This is a genomic window from Nocardia vinacea, assembly GCF_035920345.1.
Classification (GTDB): Bacteria; Actinomycetota; Actinomycetes; order Mycobacteriales; family Mycobacteriaceae; genus Nocardia; species Nocardia vinacea_A.
Map to the genome: position 1 here is coordinate 8,353,752 of NZ_CP109149.1, position 14,668 is coordinate 8,368,419.

Genomic DNA, 14,668 nt, shown 5'->3' on the forward strand with positions numbered 1-14,668 from the left:
AAGCCCGCTTCCGTTCGCGGAAGCGGGCTTTCGTCATCGCAGGTGCCGTTCGCGCGTTTCGACCGCGTCCTTGGCCTCCCGCAGGCCGCTGCCCGTCAGGTTGCGATAGAGCTTGATGGCGTGGATCTTTTTGCCCTGTCGAATGAGTTCGTCGATTTCGTCATAGGGTGTCGCCGGGTCTGGGCTCGGGAGACCGAGGTGCTTGATGATCAGATCGAGCTTGCGTTCGAGGCGAGCGATCCGGCGCTCGAGTCCGTTGTTGTCGAACATCTCTCGAACTTACCGATCTCGACCCTATTCGCGCGGATCGCGCAGGGCGTCCGTGACAAAGCGGAGCAGGCGATCCGGTTGCTCCGGATCGGTGCCGTGACGTGCTGCCAGGGCGATGCCCGCTACCAGTTGGATCACATCGTCGATGCCGATATCCGCGCGTATGCCGCCACTGCGCTGTGCCCTGGTGAGCAGAGCGGCACCCGCTCGATGGATGGCCTGCTGGCAGTCGAAACCCAGGTCGACCGGTCCGGCAAGGACGGCGCCGCCCAGGCCGTGGTCGGTCCGGGCGTGCACGAGTAGGGCGCGCAGCCACGCGGTGAGTGCTGCGGTCGGCTCGTGCGACGCCAGTTCTTCGGCGTCGCCGCAGAGCTTTTCGATCCGCTCGTTCAGCACGGCCGCCTGCAGTGCTTGCCGGTTGGGGAAGTGCCGGTAGAGCGTGCCGGGGCCGACGCCCGCGCGGCGGGCGATGTCATTGAGCGAGGCCTCCGGACCCTCCTTCGCGAATGCCGCTGTCGCCGCCTCGAGTACGCGTTCGTAGTTCCGCTGAGCGTCGACCCGCATGCGCACCCCTTGTTAACCGGAGAAGTTCTCCGCTATCGTACCGCCAAGGAAACGGAGAACTTCTCCGGTTTAGCGTTGGGAGCGCGATGATGGTGGAGCACGACCTCGGTGGCGTCGGCATCTGGACCTTCGCATTCGATGGACAACCGGTCGGGCGGGTGCGCGAGGCCGCCGCCGAGATCGAGGTATTGGGTTACGGCGCACTGTGGTTCGGTGAAGCGTTCGGACGCGATACGGTCGGGCAGGCATGGCTACTGCTCGGGGCGACCGAGCGGCTGGTGGTCGCCGCGGGCATTGCCAATGCGGCACTGCGTGATCCGATGGCCATGGCCACCGCCGAGCACGCGCTCGGTGAGGCGTACCCGGGTCGCTATCTGCTCGGACTCGGCGGTCAGCGGGTCGGTGGTCGGTCCGTCGAGGCCGATGGCTACACGATTCCATCCGGTGGCAAGCCGCTGGCGCTGATGCGCGGCTATCTCGATGCGATGGATGCTGTTCCGCAGTACGGGCCGCGGCCGGACCCGGCGCCACGTCGGGTACTCGCCGCGCTCGGACCCAAAATGCTGGCATTGGCCGCCGAGCGGACCTGGGGTGCGCATCCCTATCACGCGCCGGTCGAGCACACCGCCGAGGCGCGGCGGATCATGGGGTCGGAGGCATTTCTCGGTGTCGAGCAGGTCGTCGTCCTCGATGCCGATCGGGCGCGCGCCCGCGAGGTGGCCAGGGCGCATGTCGGGGGCTATCTCGAATCCGCCCCGCATCAGGTTGCCAATATGCGCCGCTTCGGTTTCGGTGACGAAGATATCGCGGGTGGTCCCAGTTCACGGCTGGTGGATTCGGTTGTGGCATACGGGGGGATATCGAGATGATCGGCGAGCGCGTTCGGCAGCATTTGGATGCCGGGGCCGACCATGTGTGTCTACAGGTGCTTACCGCCGATCCGACTGCGCTGCCGCTGCCGCAATGGCGTGAGCTTGCCGCGCTTGCCCGGGATTCGTCGTTCGCGCCAGCCGCTATCGGGTGACTTGTTGTGGGGCAACGGCACCCGCGTATCGGCAGCAGAGCAGGACGGCGATGAGCGGGACGAACAGTGCGGCGGTGAGTGGGACCAGGGCGGTCAGCCAGCCGATGACGGAGGGGCCCGCGAGCAGGCCGAGGTAACCGAGGCTGAATACCCGCGACATATCGGTAGCCGCCGTGGTCGAGCCGAGATTGCCTGCGGCGGTGAAGATTTGCGGGATGCCGCCGGAGAGGCCGAGGCCGCACATCGCCCAGCCGAGGAGCGTCAGCGGCACCCAGCCCGAAGCCATGATCAGGACCAATCCGGATGCGGCGATCAGGGTGCCGTAGCGGACGACGGCGACGCGGCCGAACGCGCCCGCCACCCGGTCGGCGGTGAAGCGGCCCGCGGTCATGGTGCAGGAGAATGCGGCGAATGCCAGTGCGGCGGTGGCATCGTCGACATCGAGGTGGTCGCGGACCTGCAGGGCGCTCCAGTCGGCGGCGACACCCTCGGTGAGGAGTAGGGCGAAGGCGATTGCGGCCAGCGCCCAAACTTTTCGGGAGCGGTTGGGTGTGGTTGTCGACGGGGATGTTCGGCCATCATGCGGTGTCGTTTCGGACTCATGACGCGGGTTCGGTGGAACATGGGCCGTGCTCTCCGGAATGTGGTCGTGCGGCACGCTTTCCGGGGGCGCATCCGAATTCGCTTCTCGCGCCGCCGATCCGGTGTCGGCCAGCAGACGTGGCACCAGCGCGGCAGTAATCGCCAACCCTGCCACCGCCGCGAGCGACAGGCTCAGGAGCACATCCCATCCGGCGCCCTGAGCAGCCGCACCCAGCAGTGAGCCGAGGAATCCGCCGCCGGAGAACAATGCGTGGAACGCCGACATGATCGGTCGGTCATAAGCCCGCTCGACATGCACCGCTTGGGTATTCATCGAAACGTCGAGCGCACCATTGCCGAAACCGAAGCAGGCCAACGCGATCGCCAGACTGACCGGTCCGGTCGCCAGTCCGGGGCCGAGTACCGATATCGAGGTGATCGCCGCGGCTGCCGCGACCACGGTCCGGCTGCCGAATCGGTCGGCGAGCGGGCCCGCGATGCGCATGCCGACGATGCCCGCACCGGCCAGCATGAGAATGAACATGCCGAGTGTGGAATGCGCGATACCGGTCCGATCGGTAATGGCCGGGATGTGCACCACCCACATGGCCAGTAGGAAACCGTTCAACGCGAACACCACGAACACCGCAGCGCGTGCTATCCGGATCTGCGGATCGATCGTCGTGGTCGCCACCGATTCGACGGTACCGCGTCGAGCGCGATCTCGCGGCCGCACGGGGAGCCGGTCCGGGACATCATCGGCCGAGGGCCCGGCTCCGCGGATCTCGCCATTGAGATCGGGTGTCCGTGCGGCGGTCTTATTCCCTACAACCACCTACTCGCTCGAGATGTTCCAAATTCCGGTGGCTGCAGTCTCGTCGGCGTAATCCCGGAAACCTTTCGGTTCCCGGCCGAGCGCACGCTGGACGCCGTCGGTGGTCTTGGAGTTCCTGCCGTCCAGGATCGTGCCGAACAGGTAGTCGAGCAGGCTGACGACGTCGGCGGGAACCTGGTACTCGGTCAGTGCCGCAACGAAATCCGTGCGGGGGATCGGGATGAAAGCGATTTCGTGTCCGGTCGCCGAGGCGATCTCCGCGACGGCTTCGGAGAACGTCAACGATATTGGTCCGGTCAGTTCGTAGAGTTCGCCGCTGTGCTCATCCTCGGTCAACGCGGCGACGGCGACATCGGCGATATCGTCGGCGTGCACGAACGGTTCCGGCACATCGCCATTGGGCAGCGCCACCTCACCCGCGAGCACATACTCCAGGAATGCGCCTTCGCTGAAGTTCTGGGCGAAGAAGCTGCAGCGCACAATGGTCCAGTCGAGCCCCGAACCCTGCACGATCTGCTCACACGCCACGGCCTCCGGTTCGCCGCGTCCGGACAGCAACACGAGTTTGCGCACACCGTTGACCTTGGCGGCATTGGTGAATGCGCGGATGGTCTCGGGCGCACCCGGCACCGCCAGATCCGGCTGGAAGGCGATGTACACCGCATCCACGCCGAACAGCGCCGGTGTCCACGTGCTGCGGTCGGCCCAGTCGAAGGGGATCTCGGCCGCGCGGGAACCGATCCGGATCGGATGACCGGCCTGCCGGAGCCGGGTCGCGACGCGGCTGCCGGTCTTGCCCGTACCGCCGGTGACGAGGATGAGGCGCTGGTGGGAGGTGCTGTTTGTCATGTTTCCAGTACATCGGCGCGGCGCGCGACGAAACATAGCTCAGCGACTCGTGATCATGCGTCAGCGTCTACTGTTTGTTATGTGGATGCGCTCGCCAGTCTGCTCGAAGGTCCACGCGCCCGAGGTGCGTTCGTCATGTGTTCACTGCTCGACCCGCCGTGGTCGCTGCGCATCCAGGACCGGGCGCCACTGACGGTGGTGTCGATGATCCGCGGCACGGCCTGGATCATGACCGATGCGGCGGGCAGTAAGCCTCGGCAAGTGAGCGCGGGCGATATCGCGATTTTCCGCGGACCCGATCCGTATACGGTCGCCGACGATCCGGCCACCGCACCGCAGATCTTCATCGATCCAGGCAACGTCACCAAGACGGCCGACGGTGAAATCCTCTGCGAGACATTGAGTCTCGGTGTGCGCCAGTGGGGCACCGATGCGAACGGCGCCACCCTGATGGTCACGGGCACCTATGAGTCCGCGGGCGCGGCGAGTCAGCGACTGCTGCGTGCCCTGCCGTCCCTGATCATCTTGCAGCGCGGCGATTTCGACACCCGGCTGCTCGACATTCTGGTCGACGAGGCCACCAAGGACGAGCCCGCACAGGGCGTCGTCCTGGACCGGCTGCTCGATATGGTGCTGATCGCGGCCCTGCGCGCCTGGTTCGCCCGCAATGACGCGCCCGCCTGGTATCACGCCTACAGCGATCCGCTGGTCGGCAAGGCGCTGCGGCTGTTGCAACACAATCCGGCGCACGGCTGGACGGTTGCGAGCTTGGCGGAAGCGGTGGGGGTTTCGCGCGCCGCGCTCGCGCGCCGGTTCACCGATCTGGTCGGTGAGCCGCCGATGGCGTTTCTCACCGAATGGCGGCTGGCCCTGGCCGCCGATCTGCTACAGGAATCCGATGCCACCATCGAATCCATTGCCCGCCAGGTCGGCTACGGCAGCGCGTTCGCACTGAGCACGGCATTCAAACGCCACTTCGGCGTGAGTCCGCGCGACCACCGGCAGGGCAGCACCCCGGCTGAGCTATCGTCGGCCGGGTGACGCAGCAGTATCCGGTCCTCTGGCCGATGCCGACCCGGTGGGCCGATAACGACCACTACGGCCACGTGAACAATGTGACGTACTACTCGTACTTCGACACCGCGGTCAATGCCTGGCTCATGCACGCCACCGGCACGGATATCCGCGAACTGCCCGCCCTCGGCGTGGTCGCCCAGACCTCCTGCCATTACCACGGCTCGCTCAGCTTCCCCGACCAGCTCCAGGTAGGCCTGCGCATCTCCCGCCTCGGCCGCTCCAGCATCACCTACGACCTGGCCATCTTCCGCGAATCTGGTGACGCCCTCGACCTGGCCGCCACCGGCACCTTCGTCCACGTCTACGTAGACAACGAAACCCGCAAACCGGTAGAAATCCCCGAAGTAATCCGCACCGCCGCAGCCGCCCTGGTCACCGACTGATCCGGCCGGGCGATGCGGGGGCCGAAGACCTTGTGGGACACTACCTTCATGGCTGATCAGCGAGTATTGACGGCTGCGGTGCACCAGGAAGAGGACTGGTATGTCGCGCAGTGCCTCGAGGTCGACGTAGCCAGTCAGGGCCAGACGATCGAAGAGGCCCTGAACAATCTCCGCGAAGCGGTCGCCCTCTATCTGGCCGAGGCACCGGAGCCCCAACTAACCGCCACTCCATTGGTGACTTCATTCCAGATTCCCGGCACGGCGGCGTGAGCCCCGCGCTGTCGGACCTTCCCGTGCGGAAGGTCTTGCGAGTCTTGGAGTCTGTCGGTTTCGAACATGTGCGAACGGCAGGCAGTCACGCTGTCTATCGTCGCGGCGACGACGGCAGGACCGCGGTCGTGCCGCTGCATGGCACGGTCAAGCGCGGCACACTGGCCTCGATCCTGCGCCAGGCCGGAATGACAGCCACCGAATTCCTCAACCTCCTGTAAGCCCTCGGCCCGTCAGGGATCAGGTTCGTACCGAGCGATCGGCGGATTCGGCCAGCCGATCCAGTAGCGGAGCCGTGCGCGGTCCGACGAATTGTTGCATCACCAATGCCATATTGGTGCGTTCCACCCCGGGGATCTTCAATATCTGCCCGGCGATGCGGTACAGATCGTCTGCATCCTGTGCCACCACCCGTACGGTGAGATCGGTCAGCCCGGTCATGCCGCACACTTCGGTCACCTCCGGCACCCGGGCGAGTTCGCCGACCACCGAATCCAATCGGTGCTGATCGACGACCACTGCGACAAAAGCCGCGAGCGGGTAGCCCAGCGCCTGCGGTTGCACTCGACGTTCGAAGCTGGCGAGCACACCACTCGCCTCCCAGCGCGACAACCGTGCCTGCACGGTATTGCGGGACAACCCGAGCCGGGTCGCCAGCTCGACACCGGTCGCGCGTGGGTTTGCGACCAGCTCGAGCAACAGCCGCGCGTCAGTGGCGTCCAGGGTCACGTCGGCGGGTTCTCTACTGGTCATACAACGCAGTATGACATCAAATGACCGCCAAGAATTGGGCATTCTGCTTACTCACGTATCGACCACTTGCGCACTTCGCCTACTCGTGGATGCTATGTGATATAGGGCACACCAGCCCTGCGCTCATGGTCAGGAGGCGATCCCGAATGACGAACAAATCCGACTATCCGGTTCAGTTGGTGCAACCCGACGGCCGCCGCGTACTCGACCGAGAACACGCCGCCCTGATCGCCGACATCGGGCCCGCGCAGCTGCGCGCGATGTATACGGACCTGGTCGTGACCCGCCGGATCGACACCGAGGCAACTGCTCTGCAACGCCAGGGCCAGCTCGGACTGTGGGCGCCGATGATCGGGCAGGAGGCCGCCCAGGTCGGCTCGGCCTACGCATTGCGCCCCGACGACTACGTCTTCTGTAGCTACCGCGAGCACGCCGTCGCCTACTGCCGCGGCGTCCATCCCACCGAACTCACCCGCATGTGGCGCGGGGTCGCGCACTCCTGCTGGGATCCCGAACCGGTCAATATGACCAACCCGAATATCATCGTCGGCTCGCAGGGCCTGCACGCGACCGGTTACGCCTACGCTGCCCACCTCGACGGCGCGGAGATCGCGACCATCGCCTACTTCGGTGACGGCGCTTCGAGTCAGGGCGATCTCGCCGAGGCGCTGGGCTTCGCCGCGAGCTGGAGCGCGCCGGTGGTCTTCTTCTGCCAGAACAACCACTGGGCGATCAGTTCCCCCGTCCGCGTCCAGAGCGCGACCCCGATCGCGCGGCGCGCCTACGGTTATGGAATTCCCGGCCTCCAGGTCGACGGCAATGATGTGCTCGCCGTCCTCGCGGTCACCAGGCAGGCCGCCGTCCGCGCCCGCACCGGTGGCGGACCGTCGTTCATCGAGGCGCTCACCTATCGGATGGGTCCACACACCACCGCCGACGACCCGACGCGCTACCGCTCCGCCGCCGAGACCGAGGAGTGGGCGCGCCGCGATCCGATCGCGCGGTTGCGCAAGCTGATGGAACGAGAGTCACTGTGGGACAACGCATTCGAGCGTCACGTCGATGCGCGCGCCGACGAAGTCGCGCAACAGGTGCGCACCGCGACCATCGATATGCCGGATCCGGCACCGGCACAGCTATTCGATCACGTCTATGCCACCCCGCATCCGCTGATCACCCAGGAGCGGAGCGAGTACGCGGAATATCTGGCCGGCGATCCCGGTGAGAGTGCCGCGCGACCGGAAGGAGTCCCCACATGATCACGACCTTCGCCGCAGCGCTCAATGCCGGGCTGCGGCGGGCCATGGACGACGATCCGAAAGTCGTTCTGATGGGCGAGGATATCGGCCGCCTCGGCGGGGTATTCCGGGTAACCGATACGCTGCAAAAGGATTTCGGGAACAACCGCGTCATCGATACGCCGCTGGCTGAATCCGGCATTGTCGGAACGGCTTTCGGTATGGCGCTGCGCGGCTACCGGCCGGTCTGCGAGATTCAATTCGACGGCTTCGTCTATCCAGCCTTCGACCAGATCGTTTCGCACGTCGCCAAGATCCACTATCGGACGCAGGGAAAGGTGATCGCGCCCATCACGATTCGCATTCCGTTCGGCGGTGGAATCGGTTCGGTGGAGCATCACTCGGAGTCGCCGGAGGCGTATTTCGCACATACCGCAGGACTGCGCGTCGTGACGCCGAGCAATCCCGCCGACGCGTATTTCATGATCCGCCAGGCGATCGCGCTCGATGATCCGGTGATCTTCTTCGAACCCAAGCGGCGCTACTGGGATAAGGCCGAGATCGATTTCGACGCCGCGGCTATCCCGCTGGACCGAGCCCGAGTCTGCGTCAACGGTACCGATGCCACCGTCGTCGCCTACGGCGGCACCGTGGCCTCGGCCACTACCGCCGCGAAAATCGCCGCTGAGGAAGGGCATTCGCTCGAGGTGGTCGATCTGCGCAGTTTGTCGCCGATTGATTTCGACACCATCGAGGCCTCGGTGGCCAAGACCGGCAGGTTGATCGTGACGCACGAAGCGCCGGTCTTCGGCGGACTCGGCGCCGAGATCGCCGCGCGGATCACCGAGCGCTGCTTCTACTACCTGGAGGCGCCGGTGCTGCGCGTCGGTGGCTTCGACATCCCATACCCCCCGGCTAAGCTCGAAAAGCACCACCTGCCCGATCCGGACCGGATCCTCGCCGCGGTCGATCGCTCACTCGCCGCCTGACTACCGCTCACTGAGAGGTGCTCCAGTGGAAGATCGTGCCCCCGAGGAAGATCAGGGCAATATCCTGGAATTCCGGCTACCCGATCTCGGCGAGGGACTGACCGATGCGGAGTTGGTGGCGTGGTCGGTGGGCGTCGGCGATACCGTGCAGCTGAATCAGACGATCGCCGACGTGGAGACGGCCAAGGCGGTGGTATCACTGCCGTCGCCGTTCTCGGGCACGGTGATCGAATTGCTCGCTCGGCCCGGCGAGACGATTGCGGTGGGGGCGCCGCTGATCCGGGTGCGCAATGATCTGCCGGTCGCGCAAGAGGGGGCGAACGGGCGAACATCGGTGCTGGTCGGATACGGGCCCGAAGGGGAGGCAGTGTCCCGGCGGCGCAGAAGGGTTGCGGAAACGACTGCGCCGCAGGAGAGTTCGACCGTTGAGCCGGTCGAGTCGGGAATGGCCAGGGCTGCCGCGACCCCCGGCGCGCGCAAACTCGCCAAGGAACTCGGCATCGACCTCTGGTACGTCGCGGGTTCAGGCCCCGACGGTGCGGTCACGGTCGAGGACGTGCGCGGCGCGGTCCCGGTATCGCAGCCGCGCGCTGCGGCGACCCACACCGACGGCCCGGCCGCGCCACCGACGCCATCGGTCACCGATCCGAATGCGGGCATCATCCGCCCCGCATCCCGCGAGGAACGCACGCCGATCAGCGGCATCCGCAAACGCACCGCGGCCGCCATGGTGGCGAGCGCGCGCACCATCCCGCAGGCCAGCACCTTCGTCACCATCGACTTCACCGCATCGATGGAACTGCTCGACCATCTGCGCACCACCAAAACCTTCGAGGGGCTGACGCTGACACCGCTGGCCCTGGTCGCCAAGTCCGTCCTCGCCGCCCTCGCGGAATATCCCGGCATCAACGCATTCTGGGACGAAGCGAATCAGCAGATCGTCACCAAGCACTATGTGAATCTCGGCATCGCGGTCGCCACCGAACGCGGCCTGCTGGTGCCCAACCTCAAGGAAGCCCAGGCATTGAGCCTGCGCGAACTGTGCCGCGAGATCGGCTGGCTCGCCGAGACGGCGCGTTCGGGCCGCGCGACCCCGACCGACCTGCGCGGCGGCACCTTCACCATCACCAATGTCGGCGTCTTCGGTGTCGACGCCGGTGTTCCGCTGGTCAATCCGGGCGAGGCCGCGATCCTGTGCCTCGGTTCGATTCGGAAGCGCCCGTGGGTATTCCGCGACGAACTCGCCATCCGGTGGGTCACCACCATCGGCATCAGTTTCGACCACCGGATGATCGACGGTGAGCTGGCAGCGCGCTTCCTGGCGACCGTCGCCGGATTGCTCGAGGATCCGCTCACGTTACTGGGCCGGATGTAGTCACGCCCCCGGGTCGCCGTAGTGTGCGGCGATGTCTTCGGAGCCGCTCCATCGGCTGTAGGTCGGCGACTGCGGCCACTCCTCGGGCGAGTCCTGCCACTGCTCCTGCCGCCCGTACGGCAGCACGTCGATCAGCGCGAAGCTGTGACTGAGCTGCTCGGTGCCACGGCCGTTGGTGTGCCAGGTGCGATAGACCGTATCGCCGTCGCGCAGGAATACGTTGACCGCGAATCCGCCGCCGGGCGGTGCGCCGACGTCGGTGCCGAATGGACTGTTCGCCGTGGAATACCAGGCCATTTTGTTCCCGACCCGCCGCTTGTACGCGAGTGCCTCGTCGATCGGCCCCTGGGTGACGATGACGAACCGGGCATCGTAATTGTCCAGGAACTCCAGCCGGGTGAACTGCGAGGTGAACCCGGTACAACCACCGCACTGCCACTTCTCGCCCGGGAACCACATGTGGTTGTAGACGATCAGCTGTGACTTACCGTCGAAGATATCCGCCAGCCGGACCGATCCCTCCTCGCCCTCGAGGGTGTATTCGGGCATTTCGACCATCGGCAGGCGCCGCCGCTGGGCGGCGATCGCATCGAGTTCTCGGGTAGCTGCCTTCTCCCGGACACGCAGCTCATCGAGTTGGCGCTGCCAGGTGTCGGCATCGACGACGGGCGGCAGGGCGTTGTCGCTCATGAAGTCCTCCCTGATCATTTTGCGTTTGCAGATGTAGACCCGGCCTGGTCGCCGAACTAATCGGTCGCTCGGAAAAATCTCTGAACTCGCCGAGATGGACCAGTTACTACCCCTTGGCACCATTTTCGGAACATACTGGTATATCCGCTGGTCATCGCATGAGAACCGCAGTTGGGCGTCAACGGAAGCGGAGGGCAAAGCATGACGATTCTGCTCCAGGTACTCGAGCAGAGCTTCACGCCGAACACGCCGTGGGAACGGCGCAAATTCACCTTTGTCAATGCCGACAAGATCGTCGGCATGCGACTGGACGGACAGTCCGGCGTCTGGCTGGACCTGTCCCGGCCCGGTGAATCACAGCGCCTGGCCCGAACTCTGGACCCGCGTGACGCCGTCACGTTCCTGCTCACCACCTTCGCGAAGATCGCCGAGTGCGAGGAGCGCGGTGGTTCGTGGCTGATCGGACACGACGGCGCGCACACCGAGTCCATCGTGGCCACCAGATTCCCACCCCGGGGCAGTGAAGTCGCCAATGACGATCTGCTGGCTCGCGCCTGGCTGTGAGCGAGCGGAGCGAGGGAACCATGTGCCAGCGCGCGGGCCGCACGACGTAGCCGAGCCAGCGAGGCGAAGTCGTGCGGCCTGACCGGCTTCGAGGCGCTCCAGCCGGGTTCTACGAATGTCGGTCCATACGGGTACATCTGGCACCGTGCGTCCCGACATTCGACGATGGTTGCCTGCCCTGATCGCGGCGGCGCTGTTCGCGCTGGCCGGATGCGCCGAGGTGGGCGGTGGACCGGTCGCGCCCGCATCCGGCAGGGGGACGGCCGCTGGCGGGGTGGGTGAATTCGGCCTGACCAGGGTTCAGCTCGAGCAGCTGCTGGCGTCGGTGCGAGTCGTTGCCGCACGGGGACATCCCGGCGGTTATGAGCGCGGTTGTACGGAAGGACAGCGGTGCGTATTCGGACCGTCATGGACCGATGACTACGACGGCCCCGGCGGTCACGACGGCTGCGATACCCGCAACAACGTACTGAGCGCGCAGCTGACCGGGGTGAGCTTCCGACCGGGCACCCACGACTGCGTGGTCACCGCAGGCACACTCGACGATCCGTACAGCGGCAAGCGGATCACCTTCAGCAAGGCCGATGCGGGCGATATCCAGATCGACCACGTCTATCCGCTGGCCGCTGCCTGGGATATGGGTGCGGTGTCCTGGCCGCTCGAGCGGCGGGTGCGTTTCGCCAACGATATCGACGTGAATCTGCTGGCCACCGCAGCGAGTGCCAACCAGGCCAAGGGGGACAGCACACCGTCCGAATGGACGCCGCGCACGAACCATTGTTTCTATGCGGGCAAATACCTGACGGTCGCGGTCCAGTACGACCTACCGGTGACCGCTGCGGACAATGCCGTGCTGAACGACATTGCCCGCTCGTGCCCGTAGCGAGCTATGCCCCCGTGGCGACCGGGCGTTTCGGGTCGTTCGACCATTGCGACCACGAGCCCGGATACAGGGCTGCTTCGATGCCTACGGCGGCGAGTGCGGCGATCTGGTGGGCGGCGGTCACACCCGAGCCGCAATAGACAGCGACCGGCGCGGACCCGAATGCGGCGAAGCGATCTTGCAAAGCGTCTACGCTACGGAACCGTCCGTCGGCGTCGAGGTTCTCCGCGGTCGGTGCGCTGATCGCGCCCGGAATGTGGCCCGCCTGCGGATCGACCGGCTCCACCTCGCCGCGGTAGCGTTCGCCGGCGCGTGCGTCGAGCAGTACGCCGGACCATTTGGCGGCCGCATCGGCATTGATGACCGGCAGCTGCCCCGGATTCACCTCGACGTCACCGAGTTCGGGTTCGTCCTCCTCGCCGGAGGCGATCGCACCGCCCGAACCGGTCCACGCGGGCAGACCGCCGTCGAGAATCCGCACGTCCGCGATTCCGGCCCAGCGCAGCAGCCACCAGGCCCTCGCCGCTGCCATGCCGCCCGTCGCGTCGTAGACGACCACCGGATCGCCGGTCCGTAAACCCCAGCTGCGCGCGCATTTTTCGAGCTGCGCGGGATCGGGCAGCGGATGCCGCCCGCGCGCGGGGGACGGCGGTGCGGCCAGTTCGGTCTCCAGATCGACGAAGACCGCGCCCGGAATATGTCCGTCCAGATAATGCTGCGGGCCGTCCGGATCACCGAGCGCCCACCGCACATCGAGTAGATGAACCCGCTTGTCCGCCAATACTTCCCGAAGTTCATCCGCCGAGATCAGTACCGCGCTCAACAAAGCTCTGTTCCGCCTCTCCGAATATTTAGGCCATACTGGTAAGAGCCACTATGCCTGGGTGTAGGTCCTACGTTAGGTGCCACATCAGTTTTGGGCGTACCCGGTGAGTTACCGATGTACTCGCCAAATCAGGTGATACGTCCGCATTCGAATTGGATGCGGGTTCGGCGATTCACCCTAGCTGGACGCCGCGCAATTCAGTCCAGTTTCCGGGGACTGGCTGTGACAACTGGACTGATGACCGGGGAGGATTCCAGAAATGTCCAGGCTTTCCCCGGCACTCGCCGACACTCCGACACCGGTCCACCGTGAGGCGCGGCTCGCACAGCCGGTCGGGGCCGGTGTCGTCACCGCGCTGGTCGGATTCACCAGCTCATTCGCGGTGGTGCTGAGCGGGTTGACGGCGGTCGGGGCCACTCCGGCGCAGGCGGCGTCGGGACTGCTCGTGCTCTGCCTCACGCTGGCCATCGGGATGATGCTGCTGAGTTATCGGTATCGGTTGCCGATCACACTGGCTTGGTCGACGCCGGGTGCGGCACTGCTCGCCAGCACCGGCGCGGTCGCTGGTGGCTGGGCCGCGGCAGTCGGGGCGTTCGCGATAACCGGTGTGCTGATCGTGATCACCGGACTGTGGCAGCGGCTCGGCAATCTGGTTGCCGCGATTCCGGTGGAGATCGCGCAGGCCATGCTCGCCGGTGTCCTGCTGCCGCTGTGCCTCGCGCCGGTGAAGGCCGTGCAGGCCAGTCCGGCGGTGGTGGTGCCGGTGATCGTGGTGTGGCTGGTGCTGCAGCGATTCGCCAAGCGCTGGGCGGTGATCGCGGCCTTCGCGACCGCGGCGATCGGGGCGGGGATCAGTATCGCGGTGCAGCACAAGCATCTCGACCTGGCGGCGATGCGGCCCTCGCTCGAACTGACGGTGCCGCACTGGAGTTGGCAGGCGATGATCGGTATCGCCATTCCGCTCTACATCGTCACCATGGCCTCCCAGAACATTCCGGGCACCGCCGTGATGAAGTCCTTCGACTACCAAGTCCCTTGGCGCGCTTCGATGTCCGTCACCGGTATCGGCACCGTTCTGGGCGCACCGGCAGGTGGGCACGCTATCAACTTGGCCGCGATCAGTGCCGCGCTCTCGGCCGCCCCCGCCGCCCATCCGGATCCGAAGCGCCGCTGGATCGCGGCCTTCACCGCGGGTGCCTCCTATCTGATTCTCGCCCTCGGCTCGGCGGCGCTGGTCACCCTGATCGCCACCGCGCCCAAGGGCACGCTGGAAACCGTTGCGGGACTTGCCCTGCTGGCGACTCTCGCGGCCGCCCTGGCGGGAGCACTGAAATCCGAGCAGCACCGTGAGGCGGGCGTTGTCACCTTCCTGATTGCCGCGTCCGGTGTCGGGTTCCTCGGCATCGGTGCGGCCTTCTGGGCACTGGTCGTGGGTCTTGTCGTGCGCAAGGTCCTCGCCCAGCAGCAAGACTCGTGAGAAGTTGTCGGTACCCGCC

Annotated in this window: 19 protein-coding genes; 12 read left to right on the plus strand and 7 right to left on the minus strand. The window is 66.0% G+C overall.

Annotated elements, in window-relative coordinates; genetic code table 11:
* Window positions 1-33 precede the first annotated feature (33 nt).
* A complete protein-coding gene (locus tag OIE68_RS37840; RefSeq protein ID WP_327095699.1) occupies window positions 34-270 on the minus strand; it encodes a ribosomal protein L7/L12 in 237 nt (78 codons plus the stop codon).
* A 24-nt stretch (window positions 271-294) separates the two neighbouring features.
* A complete protein-coding gene (locus OIE68_RS37845) occupies window positions 295-834 on the minus strand; it encodes a helix-turn-helix domain-containing protein (protein ID WP_327095700.1) in 540 nt (179 codons plus the stop codon).
* Window positions 835-923: 89 nt separating this feature from the next.
* On the opposite strand from OIE68_RS37845, the gene OIE68_RS37850 reads away from it, so the two are divergent.
* On the plus strand, window positions 924-1,703 hold the full coding sequence (locus tag OIE68_RS37850; protein ID WP_327095701.1) for a TIGR03620 family F420-dependent LLM class oxidoreductase: 780 nt from the start codon (window positions 924-926) through the stop codon (window positions 1,701-1,703).
* Window positions 1,700-1,858 carry a hypothetical protein gene (locus OIE68_RS37855; protein WP_327095702.1) on the plus strand — a complete coding sequence of 53 codons (159 nt, stop codon included), beginning with the start codon at window positions 1,700-1,702 and terminating at the stop codon, window positions 1,856-1,858. Before OIE68_RS37850 ends, OIE68_RS37855 begins: the two co-directional genes overlap by 4 nt.
* Here OIE68_RS37855 and OIE68_RS37860 read toward each other — a convergent pair.
* Together OIE68_RS37860 and OIE68_RS37865 are read right to left on the minus strand one after the other, a co-directional pair.
* Window positions 1,848-3,134 carry an MFS transporter gene (locus tag OIE68_RS37860; RefSeq protein ID WP_327095703.1) on the minus strand — a complete coding sequence of 429 codons (1,287 nt, stop codon included), beginning with the start codon at window positions 3,132-3,134 and terminating at the stop codon, window positions 1,848-1,850. The genes OIE68_RS37855 and OIE68_RS37860 overlap by 11 nt on opposite strands.
* A 141-nt stretch (window positions 3,135-3,275) precedes the next feature.
* Window positions 3,276-4,124, minus strand: coding sequence for an NAD(P)H-binding protein (locus OIE68_RS37865; protein WP_327095704.1), 849 nt, complete (start codon window positions 4,122-4,124; stop codon window positions 3,276-3,278).
* An 81-nt stretch (window positions 4,125-4,205) separates the two neighbouring features.
* On the opposite strand from OIE68_RS37865, the gene OIE68_RS37870 reads away from it, so the two are divergent.
* From OIE68_RS37870 to OIE68_RS37885, 4 genes are read left to right on the plus strand one after another with little or no spacing between them, the layout of a single operon-like run.
* A complete protein-coding gene (locus tag OIE68_RS37870; RefSeq protein ID WP_327095705.1) occupies window positions 4,206-5,165 on the plus strand; it encodes an AraC family transcriptional regulator in 960 nt (319 codons plus the stop codon).
* A 26-nt stretch (window positions 5,166-5,191) separates the two neighbouring features.
* Window positions 5,192-5,584, plus strand: coding sequence for a thioesterase family protein (locus tag OIE68_RS37875; RefSeq protein WP_327101969.1), 393 nt, complete (start codon window positions 5,192-5,194; stop codon window positions 5,582-5,584).
* A gap of 48 nt (window positions 5,585-5,632) precedes the next feature.
* Complete coding sequence (locus tag OIE68_RS37880) at window positions 5,633-5,854, plus strand: type II toxin-antitoxin system HicB family antitoxin (protein WP_327095706.1); 222 nt, start codon at window positions 5,633-5,635, stop codon at window positions 5,852-5,854.
* A gap of 23 nt (window positions 5,855-5,877) precedes the next feature.
* Window positions 5,878-6,075: a type II toxin-antitoxin system HicA family toxin gene (locus OIE68_RS37885; RefSeq protein WP_327095707.1), complete on the plus strand. Its 198-nt coding sequence runs from the start codon at window positions 5,878-5,880 to the stop codon at window positions 6,073-6,075.
* A gap of 19 nt (window positions 6,076-6,094) precedes the next feature.
* On the opposite strand, the gene OIE68_RS37890 is transcribed toward OIE68_RS37885, so the two are convergent.
* A complete protein-coding gene (locus OIE68_RS37890; protein WP_327095708.1) occupies window positions 6,095-6,607 on the minus strand; it encodes an Lrp/AsnC family transcriptional regulator in 513 nt (170 codons plus the stop codon).
* A 146-nt stretch (window positions 6,608-6,753) separates the two neighbouring features.
* Between OIE68_RS37890 and pdhA the strand changes: the two genes are divergently transcribed.
* Genes pdhA through OIE68_RS37905 form a run of 3 tightly spaced genes read left to right on the plus strand, consistent with a single transcriptional unit; the run spans window position 6,754 to window position 10,209 of the window.
* Window positions 6,754-7,866, plus strand: a complete 1,113-nt coding sequence (pdhA, locus tag OIE68_RS37895; protein WP_327095709.1) for a pyruvate dehydrogenase (acetyl-transferring) E1 component subunit alpha — start codon at window positions 6,754-6,756, stop codon at window positions 7,864-7,866.
* The gene (locus OIE68_RS37900; RefSeq protein ID WP_327095710.1) at window positions 7,863-8,834 is read left to right on the plus strand and encodes an alpha-ketoacid dehydrogenase subunit beta; all 972 of its coding nucleotides are present in this window, start codon (window positions 7,863-7,865) and stop codon (window positions 8,832-8,834) included. The genes pdhA and OIE68_RS37900 overlap by 4 nt, the downstream gene beginning before the upstream one ends.
* 25 nt (window positions 8,835-8,859) lie before the next feature.
* Window positions 8,860-10,209, plus strand: coding sequence for a dihydrolipoamide acetyltransferase family protein (locus OIE68_RS37905; protein WP_327095711.1), 1,350 nt, complete (start codon window positions 8,860-8,862; stop codon window positions 10,207-10,209).
* Here OIE68_RS37905 and OIE68_RS37910 read toward each other — a convergent pair whose 3' ends face one another.
* Complete coding sequence (locus OIE68_RS37910) at window positions 10,210-10,899, minus strand: DUF899 domain-containing protein (RefSeq protein ID WP_327095712.1); 690 nt, start codon at window positions 10,897-10,899, stop codon at window positions 10,210-10,212.
* A gap of 201 nt (window positions 10,900-11,100) precedes the next feature.
* On the opposite strand from OIE68_RS37910, the gene OIE68_RS37915 reads away from it, so the two are divergent.
* The gene (locus OIE68_RS37915) at window positions 11,101-11,463 is read left to right on the plus strand and encodes a hypothetical protein (RefSeq protein ID WP_327095713.1); all 363 of its coding nucleotides are present in this window, start codon (window positions 11,101-11,103) and stop codon (window positions 11,461-11,463) included.
* Between the two features lie 145 nt (window positions 11,464-11,608).
* Complete coding sequence (locus OIE68_RS37920) at window positions 11,609-12,346, plus strand: HNH endonuclease family protein (protein ID WP_327095714.1); 738 nt, start codon at window positions 11,609-11,611, stop codon at window positions 12,344-12,346.
* Window positions 12,347-12,350: 4 nt separating this feature from the next.
* Here OIE68_RS37920 and OIE68_RS37925 read toward each other — a convergent pair whose 3' ends face one another.
* Entirely contained in the window at window positions 12,351-13,169 is an 819-nt protein-coding gene (locus tag OIE68_RS37925) for a sulfurtransferase (RefSeq protein ID WP_419150621.1), read from the minus strand.
* Between the two features lie 262 nt (window positions 13,170-13,431).
* Here OIE68_RS37925 and OIE68_RS37930 point away from each other — a divergent pair, with 262 nt between their 5' ends.
* Complete coding sequence (locus tag OIE68_RS37930; protein ID WP_327095715.1) at window positions 13,432-14,649, plus strand: benzoate/H(+) symporter BenE family transporter; 1,218 nt, start codon at window positions 13,432-13,434, stop codon at window positions 14,647-14,649.
* Window positions 14,650-14,668: the final 19 nt, after the last annotated feature.